The following is a 19,915-nucleotide window of genomic DNA, read 5'->3' on the forward strand; positions in this document are numbered from 1 at the left end:
GTACCCGCAAAGGTTGAACGTTGACCGGAAAATGCGGGTCGCGGCGGCCTTTTCAGAGCTCCCACCTGCCCCTATCGCGTCCCTGGCGACCGGGGTGTGTCATGGAAGGGTTGGTCACGAGGGGCGGGAGCGACGAAAGGAGGCGGTATGCACACCGGACGGATACGTCGAGCGGCCGCCGCGACCCTGCTGTCGTGCGGTCTCGCCATGGGCGGCTTCGCCGCCGCCGCGGCGGCGGCCCCGGCCCATGACCCGGGCGACGGCCACGACCGCGGCCGGGGCAACGGCTGGTCGTGGGACACCCGCATCAGCGGCTGGATCCGTGAGGACCGCGGCGGCGGATGGCGCTGGGACGACCACGGTGACGACCACCACGGCGACCACCACGACGGCGGCCGCGTCTGGGGCACGGTCACCTCGCGCATCGAGCTCAACGTCCGCGACAACCCGAGCCTGAAGGCCGGGGTCGTCGTCGCCCTCAGTCCGGGCAGCAAGGACCGCATCGAGTGCAGGACCCACGGCTCGACCGTCGAGGGGACCTCCACCTGGTACTGGCTGAGCCACGCCCACGGCTGGGCCAGCGCGGCCTACGTGCGGGCCGGCGGTGACGTGCCGTCCTGCTAGCGGTGCCGGCGCCCCCGCGGCACGGTGCGGAACCGCGCGCGGCTCCCGGGAATAGCGACACCGGGAGCGGCCTTGGAGCTGCTGAGAGATCGAGGAGTCAGCAGATGTCCAAGGCGTACGCGTCCACCCGCCCCGGCGGCCTCGGGGCGGAGGCGTTCATCGAGCGGGACGGGCGGCGCCCGGGCCCCGGCCGGGTACTGGCCGGGGCCCGGGCGACCGGCGTGTACGCGGTGGGCCGCGGGCCGGGCAGCGCACCGCGCCGCACCGCGTCCCGCGAGGCGGCCGTGGCCGGGGGGACGGCGTGAGCGCACCGCATCCCCTCGACAACCCCGCCCGTTCCTCCCTCACCGGGCCGCACGCCCACTTCGCCGAGCGGCGGGGCCGGGTGCTGCGGTATCCGCCCGAGGTGACGCCGTGGCTGGCGCTCCCGGACGATCCCGGGCCCGAGGACTGGGCCGATGTCGCCGCGCTGGCCGGCCCGGACGGCGAGGTGCCGCTGCTCGGGACGAGCCATCTGCCGCCCCGGGGCTGGGAGCTGACGTTCGAGGCCGACGGTGTGCAGCTCGTGGGCGACGGGGTGGCCGGGAGGCCGTTCCCCGAAGCGGTCACGCTGACCGCCGCAGACGTGCCCGAGATGATGGACCTGGTGGAGCGGACCCGGCCGGGCCCGTTCCTGCCGCGCACCATCGAACTGGGCACCTATCTGGGCGTGCGCAGGAACGGCGCCCTGGTGGCGATGGCGGGCGAGCGGCTGCGTCCGCCCGGCTGGACGGAGATCAGCGCGGTCTGCACCGATGACGCCTTCCGCGGCCAGGGCCTGGGCACCCGGCTGATCCTGGCGGTCGCGGCGGCCGTCAGGGAGCGGGGCGAGCGGCCCTTCCTGCACACCGGCGCGCGCAACACCGGCGCCATCCGCCTCTACGAGGCCCTGGGCTTCCGGCTGCGCCGCACCACCCGGTTCATGTCGGCCCGGGTCCCGAACGGCCAACTGGCAAGCGCGACCACCCCACTTCACTCGATCGAGTGATGAAACGGTCGTGTGAATTGTTTCTGCACTTCCGGCGCTCCGGCTAGCGTCTAACGTTCCCCCCGGCGGCCCCAGCCCCCGGTCGTCACGCCCACCGCTGCCTTGGGGGGAGGGACAGTGCGCCACACCGAAGACGTCGACGAGAGCCCGCGAGAACTGGTGCCGGCCGCCCGCCACCACCACGAGCGACCGCTGCTCCGGGTCCGTACCGAGGCCGGAGTGACCGTCGCCGAACTGCACGGCGAGATCGACATCCACGCCGTCCAGGCGCTGCGGCCGCGCCTGGACACCCTCACCGGGGACGGGGTGGGCGCGCTGGCCGTGGATCTGCGCCCCATCGGGTTCCTGGACTGCTCCGGCCTCGCCCTGCTGGTCCGCGCCCACCGCCGGGTGACCGAGCGGGGCGGCTCCTGGGCGCTGGTCTGCGACCATCCGCTGACCCTGCGGATCCTGCGGATCACCGCCCTCGCCCCCGTCCTGGGGCCCGCTCCCACGCTGGAGCAGGCCCTGGAATCCGTCAGGCTTCCGGACGGCTCCGGCTCAGCCGAAGAGTGACCAGCTCGAACGGGCGCAGCTCCAGCCGCACCGCCCCGTCGGCCAGTTCAGGCCGGGGCCCCTCGGCCCACGGGCGCTCCAGCAGGTCCGTCGCCACCACCGCGTCCGCCGCGAAGCCCGGGGTGAGCCGGGCCCTCGCCCGGCCGCCCCACGACTCGTAGAGCCGTACGACCACGTCGCCGCTCCCGTCGTCCGCCAGCTTCACGGCGCTCACCACCACCGCGTCCTCGTCGACCGACACCAGCGGCGCCACCTCCGCGCCGCCCGCGACCCGCCGCTCCGGCAGATTGACGCGGTAGCCCTCGCGCACCGCGTCGCCGATACCGGCCCCCGGCACCAGCGCGTGCCGGAAGCGGTGCGGGCCCTGGTCGGTCTCGGGGTCGGGGAAGCGCGGGGCGCGCAGGAGCGAGACCCGGACCGTGGTGGTCGTGCCCGGGCCCTCGGCGGCGTCGCGCACGGTCCGGGTCACGTCGTGCCCGTACGTGGAGTCGTTGACGAGGGCGACGCCCCAGCCGGGCTCCTCCAGGTGGACGAAACGGTGGTTGCACGCCTCGAACTTCGCCGCCTCCCAGCTGGTGTTGGTGTGGGTCGGGCGGTGGACGTGGCCGAACTGGGTCTCCGAGGCGTACCGCTCGGCGTGGATGTCCAGGGGGAAGGCGGCCTTGAGGAACTTCTCGGTCTCGTGCCAGTCGACCTCGGTGGCGATGTCCAGGCGCTTGGCGCCGGGGGCGAGGCTGAGGAGCTGGGTGACCCGGGAGGCGCCGAAGGAGCGGACGACCTTGACGGTGGCCGCGTCGGCGTCCTCGACCGCCGCCAGCTCGTCGAGGTCCGTCAGATCCGTCACCGTGTTGCGGTAGAACGCGTCCACGTCCCACGCGTCCCACATGTTCGGGAAGTCGGGGTGGATCTGGAGGAGGTTGGCCGCACTGCCGGGGGCGATCGTCTCGCGCCCGGCGCCGATGTCGTACGCGGACACCACCAGCCCGCGGGCGTCGATCTCCACCGACAGCAGCCCGTTGTCCAGGACGAAGCCGCCGCCCTCGCGCGCGGCGACGCGGGCGGCGCCGGTGCGCGCGACGGGCGCGGCGGCGCCCGCGGCGACACCGTTACGCGCGTGCGGCGCGGAGTTGAAGACCAGGGCGGTGCCCGGGGCGCCGTCACCGGCGAGTGCCCGCTGCGCGCCCTCGATGATCCCGTTCAGCTCCTCCGCGACCGCCGCGTAGGTCTTCTCCGCCTCCCGGTGCACCCAGGCGATGGAGGAGCCGGGCAGGATGTCGTGGAACTGGTGCAGCAGGACGGTCTTCCAGACGCGGTCCACCTGCTCGTACGGGTACGGGAACCCGCACCGCACGGCCGCCGTCGCGGCCCACAGCTCGGCCTCGCGCAGCAGGTGCTCGCTGCGCCGGTTGCCCTGCTTGGTCTTCGCCTGGCTGGTCAGGGTGGCGCGGTGCAGCTCCAGATAGAGCTCGCCCACCCACACCGGCGCGTTCGGGTACTCCGCCTGCGCCTTGGTGAAGAACTCCGCCGGGCTCTCCCACTCGACGGTCGCCGAGCCCTCCAGGCTCCGCAGCCGGGCTGCCTTGGCGACCATCTCCCGGGTGGTGCCGCCGCCGCCGTCGCCCCAGCCGGTGGGGGCCAGCGAGTGCCTGGCCGCGCCCTTGTCCTTGAAGTTCCGGGCGGCGTGGGCGATCTCGCTGCCCTTCATCGAGCAGTTGTAGGTGTCGACGGGCGGGAAGTGGGTGAAGATCCGGGTGCCGTCGATCCCCTCCCACTGGAAGGTGTGGTGGGGGAACGTATTCGTTTGGCTCCAGGAGATCTTCTGGGTGAGCAGCCACTTGGCGCCCGCCGCCTTGATGATCTGCGGCAGCCCGGCGGCGAAGCCGAAGGTGTCCGGCAGCCACGCCTCGTCGTTCTCGACGCCGAACTCCTCCAGGAAGAACCGCTTGCCGTGCACGAACTGACGGGCCATCGCCTCCGATCCCGGCATGTTGGTGTCCGACTCCACCCACATGCCGCCCGCGGGCACGAACCGGCCGTCGGACACGGCCTTCTTCACGCGCGCGTAGACCTCCGGCCGGTGCTCCTTGATCCAGGCGAACTGCTGGGCCTGGGACATGGTGAAGACGAAGTCCGGCTCGTCCTCCAGGAGCGCCGTCATGTTGGACGTCGTCCTGGCCACCTTGCGCACCGTCTCGCGCAGCGGCCACAGCCACGCCGAGTCGATGTGCGCGTGCCCCACGGCGCTGATGCGGTGCGCGGTCGGCCCGGCGGGCACGGCGAGGACGTCCGCCAGCTCGGCGCGGGCGGCGGCGGCGCTGCCGCCCACGTCCTGGAGGTCCACGACGTCCAGCGCGCGCCCCACGGCCCGCAGGATGTCCCAGCGCCGGGCGCCCTCCACGGGCAGCTCGTGCATCAGCTCGCCCAGCACCTCCAGGTCGAGGACCAGCTCCCACACGGTCTCGTCGAAGACGGCGAGGTCCATCCGGGCCAGCCGGTACTGCGGTGCGGTGCCCGCCGTCTCCTTGGCGCCGAGGGTGGTCGGTACGAAGGGGTGGTAGTCGAGGATGACCGGGTTGGACGCGGCCTCGACGTGCAGCCGCACCTCCTCGCCGCCCGCGACGGGCGCGCCGATCCGCACCCACTGGTTGCGGGGGTTGAGGCCCTTCACCGGGGTGCCGTCGGGGCGGTAGACCAGGCCCTCGCACTGGAAGCCCGGCATGTTCTCGTCGAAGCCGAGGTCGAGGAGCGCCTCGACGGTCTTCCCGGCCCACGCGGCCGGTACGGTCCCGGTCACCCGGAACCAGCTGGTGCCCCAGGGAGCGCCCCAGGCGTCCCCGACCGCGATTGGCTCGGGGTCCCGGGCAAGCCCCTCGGCGACCGGGACGGGCTCTCCCGGCGCATGCCACACCGCCACTTCCAGCGGGACGGATTCGGGGTACACGGCGGGGCGGATGCGCTCGTCGAGGACGCGCCTGAGGCGGGCCTCGATCAGGCTGCGGTCGTCATGCATGAGGGTCTGCTCCGTGGGTCGGGGTCGAGCGGGACGCGGGCGAGGCGGGTGGTGCGGGCGTCACCAGGAGTGGACGGTGGTGGCCGGGGCGGAGGCGGTGTAGAGCTCGTCGACGGCGCGGATCTCGAACCGTGCCGACCGCTCGCCTCCTTCCGGCTTCAGTGCGGGAACGAAGAAGGCATTCCCGCACGTTCCCCCGAGGAAGCGGCGGCTTCCCCCCGGGAGCACCCGGTGCACCTCGTAGTGGCGTACCGCGCCCGGCGCGCGGCGCCACATGAAGCGCAGCGAGGTGCCTTCGGCGCCGGTAGCCGAGCCGGTGACGCGCGGCCGGGCCGGGGCGGGCACGGGCGGGGCGGCCCGGTCGCGTACCGCCAGCGCGCCCAGGCGCCAGGTGGCGCGGCCGTGCGCGGTGAGCCGGACGCCGAGGGAACGGAGGGTGCCGGGGCGGCCGTTCGGTCCCGGGGCGTGCGGGTGCCGGGGGTTCAGGTGCGGGGTGCCCAGGCGCAGGGTCGTGGTGGTCCAGCCGGCCCCGCCCGCCGTCAGCCGCCCCGCCGGGATGTAGGTGTACGGGACCGGCTCGCCCGGTCCGGCGGGCTCGCGCAGGGCGACCGCGAGCTCGACGGTCACCGTGCCGGCGTCGGCCCGGTGGGTGAGCTCGACGACCGTGGAGCGGGAGAGCGGCAGCCGGGTCGCGTGGAGTCCGACGGTGGCGGGGGCGTCGAAGTCGCCGTCGACCAGCAGGCTGGAGCCGCCCCGCCAGGCGTCGTCGAAGTCGAGCGCGACGGCCGGCCGGCGTCCGGCCGAGCGGACCACCCAGCGGCGGCCCGGCAGCCGGTCCTGGAGGCCCAGGTGGTTCCACTCGGCGGCCGAGACCACCTCGCCGTCCTCGTACCAGCGCAGCCCGTGCCCGGTGTTGAAGGAGGTCGCGAACGGCAGCCGGTCGACCGTCGAGCGGTCCGCTACGACCGTCGCCGGGGCGCGCCAGCCGTCCGTGTCGGGCTGGGAGGGGTCGAGCGAACGGCCGGTCCAGAAGCGGTCGTCGGCCGCGTGGAACTGCCCGGGCGTGCGGTCCGGGGGCAGGTGGTGGCGGGTCCACTCGGGCCGGTAGAGGCCGTAGGAGGTGACATGGGCCCGGTCCCGGGGGACGATGGCGTCCCAGTCCACCGGGGTGTTCCAGCCGCGGGCCTCGACGTCGACGCCCGCCCACAGTTCGTAGCGGTCGCGGCCGAGGCGCCGCGCCAGCTCGGCCGAGTCCGCGAGGCTCCGCGGTGACCAGCGGAAGTCCACGAACATCGCGTCGGCGTTGCGGAAGAAGCCCTGGTTGCGGCCGTCGAGCGCGCCCTGCCAGCCCACCGAGCCGTCGACGGTCATCGCGTCGTACCAGGTGATCCGCAGCCCCGCGGCCTCGCTACGCCGCTTCAGGTCGCCGACGAAGGCGAGCATCGCGGCACCGAGTGCCGGGTCGCCGCCGTCGGTCTCGGCGTTGACGAACCAGCCGTCGAAGCCGTACGCGGTGGCGACCTCCACCAGCTTCGCGGCCAGCGGGAAGCGGCCCAGCGCGTCGCGGCGCACCAGATCGCGGGTCCACCTCAGATCGCCGCCCCAGGCGGTCGGCGGCAGGAAGACGGTGCCGAGCACGGGCACGCCGTTGCGGTGGGCCGCGTCCACGATCGGCGCGTTGGGCGCCAGGATCAGCCCCTCCCCCGCCGAGCCGCCCCAGAAGACCAGCTCGTCGAGGTAGGCCCAGTGGGTCGGCGTGTAGTAGTCGGCGGTGGGCGCGCCCTGGGAGGGGTTGCCCGCGGTGTGGTCGAAGGAGACGAGCGCCTGGATACGGGCCTGCCCGCCGCGGGCGGTCCGGTTCACCGGCACCGGGGTGAACCGCGCGGCGAGCGGCACGGAGGCGGTGTTGAAGGCGAGGTCCTCGTCGTCCTCGGCCCGCCAGTCCTTCAGGCTCCGCCAGGTGATCCCGGGCCCGGGCGTACCGGAGGGCAGGGAGTCGGGGTACCAGTAGGAGGCGTGGGGCTGGAGGTCGCGGCCCGCGCCCTGCGCGGCGCGGGCGGCGACGGACGGGAGGGCGAGGGCGGCGGCGGTTCCGGCGCCGGTGAGGACGACGGAGCGACGGGTGGGAAGCTGACGCATGGGTGATCTCCATTCCAGGTCGAGGGAAAAGGGGAGGGGCCAGGCCGGTCGAGGGGGCGCAGGGAATTCCGCGACCATCCCCCCAACCGGCCCGCTGCCGGACGACCGCGCACACCGCCCTAGCGCACCGCGGCAGGCCGCACCACCTCCTTGATCCCCCGCAGCGCCAGGTGCTCCTCGTCCTCCGCGCGCCCGGCCAGCACGGCGGCCGGCCGCACCCCGTCCGCGACGAGCCGGGCGTACGCCTCGAAGACCGGCCCCCGGGGCGCGCACACGGAACGGCGCGGTGCCAGGAGCTCGTCCCCCACGTCCACGACGAGTGCCGTGGTCCGGGGCGCGGGCGCGTGTACCCGGCCCCGCCGCTCCTGGGCGAGCAGGGCCACCATGGAGCCCGCCGGTTTGACGCGCCCGTCACTGGTCAACAGGCCCAGGCTGTACTCCAGTTCGGGGAAGTCCGCCAGCGACCGGTCCACGTCGTGGGAGCACCACCAGGTGATCCCCCACAGGTCCGCGCAGTCCAGCGCGTTCTCCACGGTCGCCTCGGTGAACGCGGCCGCGTGCGCGGCGGGGATCAGCGGGGCGGGCGCCCCGACCTCCTGGAGCCACACCGGCCGGCGCGGGTCGTCGGCCCAGGCCTTCGACAGCTCGATCAGGTACGCGGCGTGGTGCTCGGTGGCGGTGCCGGTGCGCCCGTGCGCCTGGGCCGTGCCGTTGAACACCCAGGAGTGCACGGTGGTCATGGCGCCGAGCCGGGCGGCGTGCGCGGGCGTGAAGGGCTGGTCGTCCTGGTACCAGGACGCGTCGTACTCGGCGTGCACATGGGGCCTGCCGGGGGCGCCCTCCTCGCACGCGGCGAGCATCCGCCCCAGCCACGCCCCGGCCTGCGCGGGGGTGACGCGGTCGGGGTCGGGGTGCGGCCGGGCCGCGAACTGGTTGATCTCGTTGCCGACCGTCATCCCGATGAAGTTGGGCCGGTCCGCGAGCGCCCCGGCGAGGGTCCGCAGCAGCGCCGCCTGCCCGTCGAGCACGTCGGGGTCGGTGAAGAGGTTGCGCCGGTGCCAGGTCCGCGTCCAGGCGGGCAGGAAGTCGAAGCTCGACAGATGGCCCTGGAGGCCGTCGACGTTGACGTCGAGGCCGCGTTCGCCCGCCGCGTCGGCGAGCTGGACCAGCTGCTCGACCGCGCGCGGCCGTATCAGGGTGCGGTTGGGCTGGAAGTAGGGCCACACCGGGAAGACCCGGATGTGGTCGAGGCCGAGCGCCGCGATCGCGTCGAGGTCGGCGCGGACGGCGTCGAGGTCGAAGTCGAGCCAGTGGTGGAACCACCCCTGGCCGGGCGTGTAGTTGGCGCCGAAGCGCACGGCGGCGGGCGTACGGGCCTGTGCTGAGGGCATGCGGGTCCGTTCTGTGGGCGTACCGCGGGTGGAGGGACCGGGGGCCGGGGCTCAGCCCTTGACGGCTCCTTCGCCGACGCCGCGGAAGAAGTAGCGCTGCAGACAGGCGAAGAGCACGATGAGCGGGGCGACGGCGATGACCGTGCCCGCCGCGACGAGCCGTTCGTCGTTGGCGAAGGTGCCGTGCAGATAGTTCAGACCGATGGTGAGGGTGAAGCGGTCCGGGTCGCTGAGGACGATCAGCGGCCACAGGAAGTCGTCCCAGGCGCCCATGAAGGCGAAGACGGCGACCACGGCGAGGGTGCCCTTGACGGCCGGCAGGGCGATCCGCAGATAGCGCTGCCAGGCGCTGGCCCCGTCGACGTACGCCGCCTCCTCGATCTCGTACGGGAGGTTGAGGAAGGCGTTGCGCATCAGCAGGACGTTCATCGCGCCGATGGAGCCGGGCAGCAGGACCGCGACGAGGGTGTTGTTGAGGCCGAGGTCCCGCATGGTGGTGAACTGGGCGATGATGATGCCCTCGACGGGGACCAGCATGGCGAGGATGAACGCGAGGGTGGCGGCGCGGCGGCCCCGGAAGCGCATCCGGGCCAGCGCGTACCCGGCGAGCGAGGCGCCGACGCAGTTGGTGACGACGTTGGCGGCGGCGACCTTCAGCGAGTTCAGGGCGTAGTCCCAGACGGGGATGGTGTCGGCCACGCGCGTGTAGTTGCCGAGGGTCGGCTCCGCGGGCAGGAACGTGGGCGGGGAGCTGAAGATGTCCTCGTGCGGGCCCTTGAGCGAGGTGGAGAGCTGCCACAGGAACGGGCCGATGGTGAGCGCCAGCACCGCCAGGAGCAGGGTGTAGCGCAGCAGGAGCTGCCAGAGGGGGACGCGCCGCCCCTCCGCGTCGGTGATCCCGCGCGCGCGGCGCGCGGCGGGCGCCGTCCGTGTCCGGGGCTCGGCCGGGGTCTCGGTGCTCACGCGTCCTCCTTCCGGTCCGCCCGCAGGACGAGCAGCATCAGGGCGACGGTGACGGCGAAGACCACGACGGAGATGGCCGAGGCGTAGCCGACGCGTCCGGTCAGGCCGGTGCCGACGCGCTGGACGAGCATGACCAGCGTGGTGTCCTCGCCCGCGGGGCCGCCGCCCGGGCCCGCCATGAGGTAGACCTCGGAGAAGACCTTGAAGGCGGAGACCGAGGAGAGCGCGGCGACCAGGACCATGGTGGAGCGCAGGGCGGGCACGGTGACGGTGAGGAAGCGGCGCACCGCGCCGGCCCCGTCGACCGCCGCGGCCTCGTGGAGTTCGCGCGGCACGTCGGCCAGCGCCGCCAAGTAAATGATCATGTAGTAGCCGAGGCCCTTCCAGACCGTGACGGCCATCGCGCTGCCCAGCAGCAGCCACTGGTCGCTGAGGAAGCCGACCTTGCCCGCGCCCACCGCCTCCAGCACCGAGTTGACCAGCCCCCGGTCGTCGAGCATCCACACCCAGATGAGGCCGACCACGACGATGGAGGCGACCACCGGGGTGTAGAACGCCGCCCGGAAGAAGGCGATGCCGGGGATGTGCCGCTGGACGAGCATCGCCAGGAGCAGCGGCAGGACGACGAGGGCGGGGACGACGCCGAGGACGTACAGGGTGCTGTTGCGCAGCCCGGTCCAGAACATGTCGTCGTGCCACAGTTCACGGAAGTTGGCGAGGCCGACGTAGTGGCCGGGCACCAGGGTGCGGCGGTCGGTGAAGGAGTTCAGGACGGTGCTGAGGAACGGGTAGAGGCTGAACACGCCGACGACGAGCAGTCCGGGCGCGGCGAACAGCCAGGGGCTGGTGGGCAGCTGGCGCCGGATGCGGCGGCCGGCCCGCGGCGGCCCGCAGCGGCGGCTCGGGGCCGCCGGGGCGGCGAGGGTGCCGGGCGGGTGTGCCGGGGAGGTGGCGGGGGCGTCCATCGGACGGCTCAGCTCTGCTTCAGCAGCTGGTCGCAGGCCTTGACAGCGTTGTCAAGCGCTTCCTTGGGACTCTCCTTGCCCTGGAGCGCCTTGGCCACCTCGTTGCGCAGCGCGACCTTCATCTGCTCGCTGAAGAGCACCGGCGTGTAGTTGACGGCCGTCTTCAGGGACTTGGCGGCGGCGACCCGCACCCGGGTCTCGTCGGTGCCGTCCTCCTTGGTGAAGTACGGGTCGTCGAGGGAGCCCGCGGTGCTGGGGAAGATGGCGACCTTCTTGGCGAACTCCATCTGGCGGGTGGCGTCGGTGACGAAGTGCGCGAAGGCGACGGCCGCGGGCTTCTGCTTGCTCCTGGAGTTGACCATGACGCCCATGACGTACATGTTCGCCTTGCCGGTGCTGCTGATCTGGTCGGTGATCCCGATGTTCCGGTAGAGCGTCGGGGCCTGCTTCTTGAAGGTGGCGAGGTCGAGGGCGCTGCCCGGGTTCATGGCCACCGACTCGGTGAGGAACTTGTGGCCGGTGGACTCGGGGGTGGCGGTCAGCGCCTGCGGGTCGAGCGCCTTGGCGTCGTACAACTCCTTGTACTTAGTGAGCAGTTCGACCCCCTTGGCGTCGTTGAAGGCGAAGCCGTCGCCGTTCTTGTTCATCTGCTCGACGCCGTAGCGGCCGAAGTCCTCGATGGTGGGGATGTTCCCGAAGGTGGCGATCTTCCCGTTGCTCTGCTTCGCCATCCGCAGCCCGGCCGCGAAGAGCTCGTCGTACGTCTTCGGGGGCTTGAGCGGGTCGAGGCCGGCGTCGGTGAACAGCCGCTTGTTGTAGAACAGCGGGCCGGTGTTGAGGTACCAGGGGAAGGCGTACGTGCCCGGCGTGCCCGGTATCCGGTGGCTCTCCCAGGCGCCGGGCAGGTACTCCGCGCGGTAGTCGGCGGCCGCCTTGTCGAGGTCCAGCGCGAGGCCCGCCTTGGCGAGCGGGGCGACCAGGTCCGGCGAGACGTTGACGACGTCGGGGAGGGTGCCGCCGGCCGCGTCGGCGCTGATCTTGTCGGCGTAGCCCTCGGCGGGGCGGTCGACCCACTTCACCTCGGTGCCGGGGTACTTCTTCCGGAAGTCCGCGATCACACCGTTGAAGTAGTCCTTGAAGTTGGCCTGGAGGTTCCAGGTCTGGAAGGTGATCTTCCCTTCGACCTTGCCGGAGGCGTCGGAGGAGCCCGAGCCCGAGTCGGAGTCGCCGGAGCAGGCGCTCAGCGGCAGGACGGTGGCGAGGACGGCGGCAGCGGCGAGTGCCCTGCGGGAGATGCGCACGGTGTACGGCTCCTTTGCTCGGACCAGACGTGCGGACGGCGGAACCCGGCCGCTCGGGGGGCCCGGAGGCCGCCCCGGCAAGGACGCGGTGCCGGGCGCTCACATCGGCAGACTGTGCGGTGCGATTCTTCAAAAAGTCAATAGGCGGCTCCAGTTGGATGACGTAGGCGCAGGTCACCGGTGTACGCACGGCAGTTGCGGTGATCTACTAATGCGCTTTAGAGTCAGATAGCTCAAGCGCATTAGTACGCTGCGGCATTCACCGGCCGCGACCGGCCGGAACCAGCGGGAAAGGGGCAGGGGTGACGGACAGCCCGCCGTCCGGCAGGGACACGCGGCCGGCCCGGCGCACACCGGCGCGCCGCCCGACGATGAAGGACATCGCCCAGCGGGCCGGGGTGTCGGAGAGCGCGGTGTCATTCGCGCTCAACGACCGCCCCGGAGTCTCCGAGGTCACCCGGGACCGGGTCCGCCGGGTCGCCGAGCAGCTGGGCTGGCGGCCGAGCACGGCGGCCCGGGCGCTCTCCGGCGAGGGCGCGGCCACCGTCGGCCTGGTGGTGGCGCGGCCGGCGGCGACCCTGGGCGTGGACTCGTTCTTCCTCCAGCTGATCTCCGGCATCCAGGAGGTCCTGGCGGAGCGTCAGCTCGGGCTGCTCTTCCAGGTGGTGGAGGACGTGGACGCCGAGTGCGCGGTCTACCGGCGGTGGTGGGCCGAGCACCGGGTGGACGGCGTCCTGGTGGTGGACCCGCGCACCGACGACCCCCGCCCGGAGCTGCTCGACGAGCTGGGGCTGCCGGGCGTCGTCATCGGCGGGCTGGCGGGCACGCACCCCAACCTGTCGCAGGTGCGGGCCGACGACGCCGCGGCGATGGCCGCGGTCGTCGGCAGGCTCCACGAGCTGGGCCACCGCGGCATCGTGCACATCGCGGGCCTCGGCGCGCTCGCGCACACCGACCGCCGTATCCGCTCGCTGCGCGCCGAGGCCGGGCGGCGGGGACTGACCGGGGTGCGCTCGGTGACCACGGACTACTCCGACACCGAGGGCGCGGCGGTGACCCGCCGGGTGCTCGGCGGCGAGGCGCCGCCGACCGCGCTGGTCTACGACAACGACGTGATGGCCGCGGCCGGCGCGGCCGTGGTGGCCGGGCTCGGCCTCTCGGTACCGGGGGACGTCTCGATCGTGTCGTGGGAGGACTCGGTGCTGTGCCGGATGGTCCACCCGTGGCTCACCGCGCTCTCCCGGGACACCCTCGCGTTCGGGCGGCTCGCCGCGCGCGAGCTGACGGCGCTCCTTGACGGCGCCGCCGCCCGCTCGGTCCCGATGCCGCTGCCCCGGCTGATCGAGCGCGAGAGCACCGCTCCCCCGCCGCTCACCGGGGCCTGAGCAGCAGGAGCGCCACGTCGTCGCTGCGCCCCTGGGTCTCCTGCACATGGCGTACGAGGGCGTCGGCGACCTCCTCCAGGGGGCGCCCGCCCACCTCGGCGAGCCGGTCGGCGACGGCCCCCACCGACTCGTCGAGGTCCACGCCCGAGACCTCGACCAGGCCGTCGGTGTACAGGGCGAGGACCGACCCGGGCGGCAGCGGCACCTCCGTGGTCGGGTAGACCGCCTCGGCCTCGATGCCGAGGAGCGGACCGCCCGCCAGGTCCAGCGTGCGCACCCGGCCGCCGGGGTCCCTCAGCAGCGGCTGGGGGTGTCCCGCGCGGGCCAGCAGCGCACGGCCGCGCGCGGTGTCCAGGTGCAGGTAGATGCAGCTGGCGAAGCGTTCGGCGGCGAGGTCGACCAGGAGCCGGTTGGTGGACTCCATGACCCGGCCGGGGGTCTGCCCGACGGCGGTGTAGGCGCGTACGGCCGTGCGGACCTGGCCCATCAGGCCCGCCGCGGTGACGTTGTGGCCCTGGACGTCCCCGATGACGGCGGCGGCCGCGGTCCCGACCGGCAGCAGGTCGTAGAAGTCGCCGCCGATGTCCATGCCCTGGGTGGCCGGCAGATAGCGGGCGGCCACCTCCAGTCCTGGCAGGTCCGGCAGGGTGCGCGGCAGCAGTGCCTCCTGGAGGCCGTGGGCGAGGCGGTGCTTGGCGTCGTAGAGGCTCGCCCGCTCCAGGGCCTGCGCGATCAGCCCGCCCACGCTGGTCAGCACCGCGCGCTCCTCGGCCGTGAACGGGCGCTCCTCGGCGTAGCCGAGCACACAGGTGCCCACGGCCCGGCCGGAGGCGATCAGGGGCAGATAGGCCCAGGCGGCCATGCCGTCGGGGGTCGCGTTCCGCAGCGGGTAGAGCCGCTCCAGTTGCGCGCGCGACTCGTAGAACCCCGGTACGCCGGTGAGCAGGGCGCGCACGCCCGGCGTGTGCGCGGTGAGCGGCATCCCGTCGAAGCGGTCCACCAGCGAGGGGTCCTCGTACCCGCGCTGGCCCAGGACGTTGAGCCGCCCGCCGGAGGCGCCCAGCATGACCAGCGTCCGGCTGCCCACCGCCGGCATGATCTCGTCGGCCACCAGGTCGACCACGTCCCGTACGCCCACGGCCTCGGTCAGGGCGCTGGCCAGGCTCAGTACGTGCGAGATGGTCACCAGCCGCCCCGGCCCCTCGCCGTCGTCGCGCTGCGGACGGCCTCCCCGGGGCGTGGCCCGGGCCCGTGTGATGCGCACGCTGAGGCCGGTGGTGCTCGGGTAGAGCCGGAAGGAGAGCCAGTCGCCGGGCGGGCGCAGCGCCACGAACGAGGTGATCTGCTGGCTGAGCAGCGCCGCCCGGTAGCGGTCCTCGTACATCGGGTCGTTCAGCCACGGCAGGGTCACCCACGGCGGGGTGCCGAGCAGGCGCTCCACGGGGACGCCGAGCAGGTCGGCCGCCGCCTGGTTGGCGTACTCGACCCGGCCGTCGAGGTCGAGCGCGCACAGCCCGTACGGCAGACGGGCGGCCATCCGGGCGGCCTCGGCCGCGCCGGTCTCCCCCGACGGCTGCTCCACCGGGCGCACCCCCGACTCGGGCAGCACCGGTCTGCCCCGCCCGGCGGCCCACTCCATGTACTCGGCGAGCCGGTCGCAGGCGGCGGTGAGGAGCCGGCGCTCGGTGCGGGAGAGGTCCGCCGGGTGCGAGCCGGGCCAGGTCGTGTAGACGGCCCCGTAGACGGCGTCGGCGGTCGCGACGGGGAGCGCGGCCAGGGCGAAGGGGTAGGGCAGCACGACCGCGATCCGGGGGTAACGGGCCGCCATCTCCTCCTCGCCGCCCACCCAGACCAGGCGCCGCTCGCGGGCCGCGTCGGCGACCGGAATGGGGGCGGCGAGCCCGACCCGCTCCCAGGGCGCGGCGAAGACCCGGGGCAGCCCGGCGATGGCCGCCATGACCAGGACGTTCTCCTCGGGGTCGAGCACGTAGACGGCACCGGAGTGCGCCTGGACGTCGTCCAGCAGCCCGGTCAGTACCCGGGACAGCACCGCCCGGTGCGGGGGCGTCCGGTCGGGCGGAGGGCCGGGCGCATCCCGGTCGGGCACGGCGGACCACCTCCTCCCAGGCCGCGCGGGGACACCTCTGGAAGATCCAGGCTGCCCGCCCGCGGCCGTTCCCGCACGACGAGGGCGCCCGGGCGACGGGCGGACGCGGCGGGAGCCGACCGGGGGACAGTGCGCGCGGGCGTCGGCGATTCGCGTGGAAGATCCGTCCGCCTCCGTTATAAATCGGACGAAATAACTGACGGATCATCAACTGGAGAGAGGGCGCCGAGTGGGACACATGCCCCGGTGGGGGGCGCGGCAGCCGTGGTGCGAACGGCGGTTGAAGTTCGGCCGGGCCAACTACTTCTGGCCGCCTGCCTCGTTCACTCATCAGTGAGAGTCACTTCATGTGGGCAGCGTGTCACGTATCAGCGCAAGTCATGTCCACACCATCTAATTTTCGACGCACCTTCCCACCCACGAAGGAAGCCTCATGCGCCGAACCACCCTCGCCACCGCGCTGTCAGCCGCCGTCGCCCTGACCGCCGCGGTCGTCGTCCCGACCGCCGAGGCCGCCCCCCACGGTGCCCTCCGGCCCTCCCTCGCCTCGTCCGCCAGACCGTTCCGGCCGCCCCTGCCGACCACCGCGCCGACGGTGACCCGGGTCCTGAGCCCCGGCGTCACCCTCACGACGTACACCTTCGGCAAGAAGAACGCGGACGACTTCTGGACCGCACACGTGTTCCTGCCGGCCACCCCCGGCGGCCGGCTCAGCCGGGCCACCACCGAGCTCGGCCCGAAGGACACGGCGGACCGGGTCGCCGAGGCCCTGCGCGAGCAGGGCTTCACGCCGCGGGTCGAAGAGGTCCGCTCGCCCGCGTACGCCGACCTCCCGGCCGGCACGCTGGGCTGGACCGTCCGGGTGGGCGCCTTCGCCGAGCGCTCCGGGGCGAGCGCGGAGCTGGCCCGGGTGAAGGCCGCCGGGTTCAGCGGCGACACCCGCTACACCGCGCAGGACGGCACCGACCCCGGGGCGCCGCAGAAGGTCAACGTCATCCGGGTCGACTTCCGCGAGTTCCGGGGCAAGGTCGACACCGAGTTCGGGCCCACCCTGCACGGCACCGAACCGGCCACCGACCTGGTCGCCCGGGCGCACGCGGTCGCGGGCATCAACGGCCAGTGGTTCTACAACGACGCGCCCGGCGGGTTCTACGTCAAGGACGGCAAGGTGCTCGCCTCGGCGACCCAGGGCCGCGGCGCGATCCTGATCACCAAGGGCGGCAGCAAGGTCCGCGTCGACACCATCAGGGCGCACATCTCGCTGCGCACGCCGGACGGCGCCACCCAGGAGATCGACGGGGTCAACCGCTTCCCCGGCGACGTCTGGAACTGCGGCGGGGTCGGCGGCGACACCCCCACCGAGAAGCCGCAGCACGACTTCGAGTGCACCGACCCCAGTGAACTGGTGCGGTTCACCCCCGAGTGGGGCACCCCGCCGTCCGGCGCGGGCGCCGAGGCGGTCCTGGACGCCGACGACCGGGTGGTCGAGGTGAACTCCTCGCGCGGGGCCGCCGTCCCGGCCGGGGGCTCCACCCTCCAGGCCATCGGCGACAGCGCCCAGTGGCTGCTCGGCCATGTGCGCGAGGGCGACCGGCTCGGCATCCGCACCCGCGTCACCGACGGCTACGGCCGCCCGGTCCCGCTCACCCGGGACACCACGATCATGCAGGTCGGCCCGACCCTGGTGCGCCACGGCCAGGTGTCGGTGAACGCGCTGGGGGACGGCATCATCCGCTCCGGCTCCGACCAGTCCTTCACGTACGACTGGACCAACCGCGCCAACCCCCGCTCGATGATGGGCGTGGACGGCGACGGCCGGCTGATGCTGGCCGTCGTCGACGGCCGCCAGGCGGGTTACAGCGAGGGGCTGAGCATCGCGTGGACCGCGGAGCTGATGCGCCGGCTCGGCGCCCGTGAGGCGCTCAACCTCGACGGCGGCGGCTCCAGCGTGATGGCCACGGCGGCCGACGGCGTCATCAACCACCCGTCGGACTCCTCGGGCGAGCGCTCGCTCGGCGACGCCTGGGTCATCAAGCCCTGAGAGCCTGTCTTTGAACCCCCGCCGTCCGCCCGGAGGGCGGGCGCAGCGGCGGTCGGTGCGTGCGATCGGCGTGCGGCGTCCCAGGTCGTGTGGCGGAGCCACCTGTCCTGGGACGCCGTGCGGTGAGCGTGCGTGCCGGGCGTCGGGGCGCAGACGGGGGTTCAAACAGGCGCTGAGCCCGTCCGTCGTGTACCGGCGCGGGTGACCGGTCCGTGCTCCGGCGCGGGCCGGTCAGTCCTCCGGGGGCTCCTCCGGCGGCACCACCGGGCGCCCGGCCGGCAGATCCGCGGCCGCGCCCCCGGCGCCCTCCGGCACGAACTCGCACCACACCGCCTTGCCGTCACCCCGGGGCTCCACGCCCCAGCGGGCCGACACCGCCTCGATGAGCAGCAGCCCGCGCCCGGAGGTGGCCGCCTCCCCGGGCGTCCTGCGGCGCGGGCGGACGCTGGAGCGGTCCTTGACCCACAGCCGGACGCGCCGCACCGGCTCGGGCAGCACCTCCAGGGTGAGGACGGCGCCGCCCTCGGTGTGCAGCAGGACGTTGCCGAGGAGCTCGCCCGCGGCCAGCTCCACGTCGTCGACGAGCTCCGCGAAGCCCCAGTCCTCCAGGGCCCGGCGCAGGGCCACCCGGGACTCCGCCAGGCCCTCGGGATCGGCCTGGTGGATGTACTGGTGGATGCGCGGGGCCTGCGGGGTGCCCGGGTCGGGGGCGCGGCGCAGCACCAGCAGGGCCACGTCGTCACCGGTGCCCCAGCGCTCCCAGAGGCTGGCGGAGAGGTGGTCGGCGAGCGCGTCCGCCCCCTCGGGGCCGGTCCGTACGGCCGCCGCGAGGGAGTCCATCCCGGCGGTGATGTCCAGGCCCGGCTCCTCCACCAGGCCGTCGGTGCACATCACCATCGTCTCGCCGGGCACCAGGTCGAGGCGGGTCTCGGGGAAGTCCTCGTCGTCGAACTCGCTGGCGAGCCCGAGCGGCAGGCCGCCGCGCAGGTTGGGGCGGCCCACCCGGCCGTCGGTGTGCCGGATGAACGGCCCCAGATGGCCCGCGCGCACGGCCCGGACGCCGCCGGAGACCAGGTCCACCTGGGCGTACGTACAGGTGGCGAAGCGCTCGGTGTCGAGCTCGGCCAGGAAGCGGGAGGCGCGGGCGAGGACCGTGGCGGGCGCGTGGCCCTCGCCCGCGTAGGCCCGGATCGCGATCCTGAGCTGGCCCATGATCGCGGCGGCGTGGGTGTCGTGGCCCTGGACGTCACCGACCACGACGCCGACCCGGCCGCGCGGCAGCGGGATCACGTCGTACCAGTCGCCGCCGACCTCCCGGCCGCCCCAGGCGGCGTGGTAGCGCACGGCGATCTCGGCGCCGGTGACCTCCGGCACGTGCCGGGGCAGCATCGACGCCTGGAGACCGGTGGCGAACTCGCGCTCCTGGTCGAAGAGGATGGCCCGCTGGAGCGACTGGGCGACGATTCCCGCGAGGCCCAGGCAGAGGTTGCGGTCCTCGGCGGAGAAGTCACTGCGGCCCCGGAAGAACAGCGCGAGGCCGCCGACCGGCCGGGCCTGGGCGATCAGCGGCAGGAAGGCCGCCGCGTCCAGTTCCAGGCGCTGGATGTACGGGGCGAGCCGGGGGAAGGTGTGGCCCAGTTCGCCCAGCGAGGTGACGAACCGGGGCCGGCCGGTGAGGACGGCCTCGGCCAGCGGCAGCGAGTCGTCCAGGCGGTGCAGCTTCAGCTCGTCGAGCGCCTCCATCGAGTCCCCGGACATCGCGATGACCTTGAGCGCGCCGCCCTCGACAAGGCCGAGCAGCAGCCCGTCGGCGCCGAACCGCTCGCGGCCGCCGCTGCCGGTGAGGACCTCGGCGACGTCGTCGACGGTCACCGCCTTGGAGAGGGCCTCGGTGGTGCCCTGCACCATGCCGGTGATCCGCCGCCGGCCCGCCTCCAGCGGGCTGATCACGGTGAACTCGGTGAGCTCGGTGGAGGCGTTGCGGACGATGCCGAGGACGCGGTAGGCGTTGCCCCGGTCGTCGCGCAGGATACGCCCGCGCACATGGGTCCACTGCCGGTGCCCGTTGCGCCGCCTCACCTGGAAGTAGGCGCCGTAGGAGGAGCGGCCGGTCTGCATGGCCTCGGCGACGACGCCGTCGACCCGGGCGCCCTCCTCGGGCGGCACCCGGGAGGCCAGCGAGTCGGGGTTCCCGTCGTACTCGCCGGGTCTCAGGTCGAAGACGGCGAGACCGGCGTCATCGAACGCGAGGGTGTTGTTCTCCAGGTCCCAGTCGAAGCTGCCCATGCGGTTGAGGGCCAGCCTCTCGCCCGGCCCGATCCGCCGTCGGTCGCGTCCAGCCACTGCGTCAGCTTAACTTCGGGGGTTTTTCCTCCGCATCAGCAGACCGCGCCCGCTGGGCCCCTCG

The 19,915-nt window shown here is 73.7% G+C and carries 14 protein-coding genes; 6 read left to right on the forward strand and 8 right to left on the reverse strand.

Features of this window, described 5'->3' with window-relative positions; genetic code table 11:
• The first annotated feature begins 147 nt into the window (after window positions 1-147).
• From AC069K_RS06495 to AC069K_RS06510, 4 genes are all read left to right on the forward strand, one after another.
• On the forward strand, window positions 148-624 hold the full coding sequence (locus AC069K_RS06495) for a hypothetical protein (RefSeq protein ID WP_478612684.1): 477 nt from the start codon (window positions 148-150) through the stop codon (window positions 622-624).
• Window positions 625-728: 104 nt separating this feature from the next.
• Window positions 729-929, forward strand: coding sequence for a hypothetical protein (locus AC069K_RS06500; RefSeq protein WP_478612687.1), 201 nt, complete (start codon window positions 729-731; stop codon window positions 927-929).
• Window positions 926-1,651, forward strand: a complete 726-nt coding sequence (locus AC069K_RS06505) for a GNAT family N-acetyltransferase (RefSeq protein ID WP_478612689.1) — start codon at window positions 926-928, stop codon at window positions 1,649-1,651. Before AC069K_RS06500 ends, AC069K_RS06505 begins: the two co-directional genes overlap by 4 nt.
• Before the next feature lie 117 nt (window positions 1,652-1,768).
• Window positions 1,769-2,206 (forward strand): STAS domain-containing protein, encoded by a 438-nt coding sequence (locus AC069K_RS06510; RefSeq protein WP_478612692.1) that lies wholly within the window; start codon window positions 1,769-1,771, stop codon window positions 2,204-2,206.
• On the opposite strand, the gene AC069K_RS06515 is transcribed toward AC069K_RS06510, so the two are convergent.
• The 6 genes from AC069K_RS06515 to AC069K_RS06540 all read right to left on the reverse strand — a co-directional run bounded on the left by AC069K_RS06515 (window position 2,169) and on the right by AC069K_RS06540 (window position 11,975).
• Window positions 2,169-5,216 (reverse strand): alpha-mannosidase, encoded by a 3,048-nt coding sequence (locus tag AC069K_RS06515; protein WP_478612695.1) that lies wholly within the window; start codon window positions 5,214-5,216, stop codon window positions 2,169-2,171. The genes AC069K_RS06510 and AC069K_RS06515 overlap by 38 nt on opposite strands.
• Before the next feature lie 60 nt (window positions 5,217-5,276).
• Entirely contained in the window at window positions 5,277-7,355 is a 2,079-nt protein-coding gene (locus AC069K_RS06520; protein ID WP_478612698.1) for an endo-beta-N-acetylglucosaminidase, read from the reverse strand.
• A 119-nt stretch (window positions 7,356-7,474) separates the two neighbouring features.
• Window positions 7,475-8,746 (reverse strand): glycoside hydrolase 5 family protein, encoded by a 1,272-nt coding sequence (locus AC069K_RS06525; RefSeq protein WP_478612701.1) that lies wholly within the window; start codon window positions 8,744-8,746, stop codon window positions 7,475-7,477.
• A gap of 51 nt (window positions 8,747-8,797) precedes the next feature.
• Complete coding sequence (locus tag AC069K_RS06530; protein WP_478612704.1) at window positions 8,798-9,709, reverse strand: carbohydrate ABC transporter permease; 912 nt, start codon at window positions 9,707-9,709, stop codon at window positions 8,798-8,800.
• The gene (locus AC069K_RS06535; protein ID WP_478612707.1) at window positions 9,706-10,674 is read right to left on the reverse strand and encodes a carbohydrate ABC transporter permease; all 969 of its coding nucleotides are present in this window, start codon (window positions 10,672-10,674) and stop codon (window positions 9,706-9,708) included. Before AC069K_RS06535 ends, AC069K_RS06530 begins: the two co-directional genes overlap by 4 nt.
• 8 nt (window positions 10,675-10,682) lie before the next feature.
• The gene (locus AC069K_RS06540) at window positions 10,683-11,975 is read right to left on the reverse strand and encodes an ABC transporter substrate-binding protein (protein ID WP_478612710.1); all 1,293 of its coding nucleotides are present in this window, start codon (window positions 11,973-11,975) and stop codon (window positions 10,683-10,685) included.
• Window positions 11,976-12,346: 371 nt separating this feature from the next.
• On the opposite strand from AC069K_RS06540, the gene AC069K_RS06545 reads away from it, so the two are divergent.
• Window positions 12,347-13,360, forward strand: coding sequence for a LacI family DNA-binding transcriptional regulator (locus AC069K_RS06545; RefSeq protein WP_478613312.1), 1,014 nt, complete (start codon window positions 12,347-12,349; stop codon window positions 13,358-13,360).
• Here AC069K_RS06545 and AC069K_RS06550 read toward each other — a convergent pair.
• Window positions 13,347-15,467 (reverse strand): SpoIIE family protein phosphatase, encoded by a 2,121-nt coding sequence (locus AC069K_RS06550; RefSeq protein WP_478612713.1) that lies wholly within the window; start codon window positions 15,465-15,467, stop codon window positions 13,347-13,349. The genes AC069K_RS06545 and AC069K_RS06550 overlap by 14 nt on opposite strands.
• A gap of 433 nt (window positions 15,468-15,900) precedes the next feature.
• Here AC069K_RS06550 and AC069K_RS06555 point away from each other — a divergent pair, with 433 nt between their 5' ends.
• Window positions 15,901-17,508 carry a phosphodiester glycosidase family protein gene (locus AC069K_RS06555; RefSeq protein WP_365101343.1) on the forward strand — a complete coding sequence of 536 codons (1,608 nt, stop codon included), beginning with the start codon at window positions 15,901-15,903 and terminating at the stop codon, window positions 17,506-17,508.
• A 231-nt stretch (window positions 17,509-17,739) separates the two neighbouring features.
• Here the strand turns inward: AC069K_RS06555 and AC069K_RS06560 are convergent, their stop codons facing one another.
• Window positions 17,740-19,794, reverse strand: coding sequence for a SpoIIE family protein phosphatase (locus tag AC069K_RS06560; protein WP_365101557.1), 2,055 nt, complete (start codon window positions 19,792-19,794; stop codon window positions 17,740-17,742).
• Between the last annotated feature and the right edge of the window lie 121 nt (window positions 19,795-19,915).

This window comes from Streptomyces sp. NPDC043908, from assembly GCF_056435525.1.

Excerpts from the sequence above, each read along its gene's own strand:
- AC069K_RS06555 (WP_365101343.1), top strand. The coding sequence starts at position 15,901 with ATGCGCCGAACCACCCTCGCCACCGCGCTGTCAGCCGCCGTCGCCCTG.
- AC069K_RS06560 (WP_365101557.1), bottom strand. The coding sequence starts at position 19,794 with ATGGGCAGCTTCGACTGGGACCTGGAGAACAACACCCTCGCGTTCGAT.
- AC069K_RS06535 (WP_478612707.1), bottom strand. The coding sequence starts at position 10,674 with ATGGACGCCCCCGCCACCTCCCCGGCACACCCGCCCGGCACCCTCGCC.
- AC069K_RS06500 (WP_478612687.1), top strand. The coding sequence starts at position 729 with ATGTCCAAGGCGTACGCGTCCACCCGCCCCGGCGGCCTCGGGGCGGAG.
- AC069K_RS06520 (WP_478612698.1), bottom strand. The coding sequence starts at position 7,355 with ATGCGTCAGCTTCCCACCCGTCGCTCCGTCGTCCTCACCGGCGCCGGA.
- AC069K_RS06545 (WP_478613312.1), top strand. The coding sequence starts at position 12,347 with ATGAAGGACATCGCCCAGCGGGCCGGGGTGTCGGAGAGCGCGGTGTCA.
- AC069K_RS06495 (WP_478612684.1), top strand. The coding sequence starts at position 148 with ATGCACACCGGACGGATACGTCGAGCGGCCGCCGCGACCCTGCTGTCG.
- AC069K_RS06525 (WP_478612701.1), bottom strand. The coding sequence starts at position 8,746 with ATGCCCTCAGCACAGGCCCGTACGCCCGCCGCCGTGCGCTTCGGCGCC.
- AC069K_RS06515 (WP_478612695.1), bottom strand. The coding sequence starts at position 5,216 with ATGCATGACGACCGCAGCCTGATCGAGGCCCGCCTCAGGCGCGTCCTC.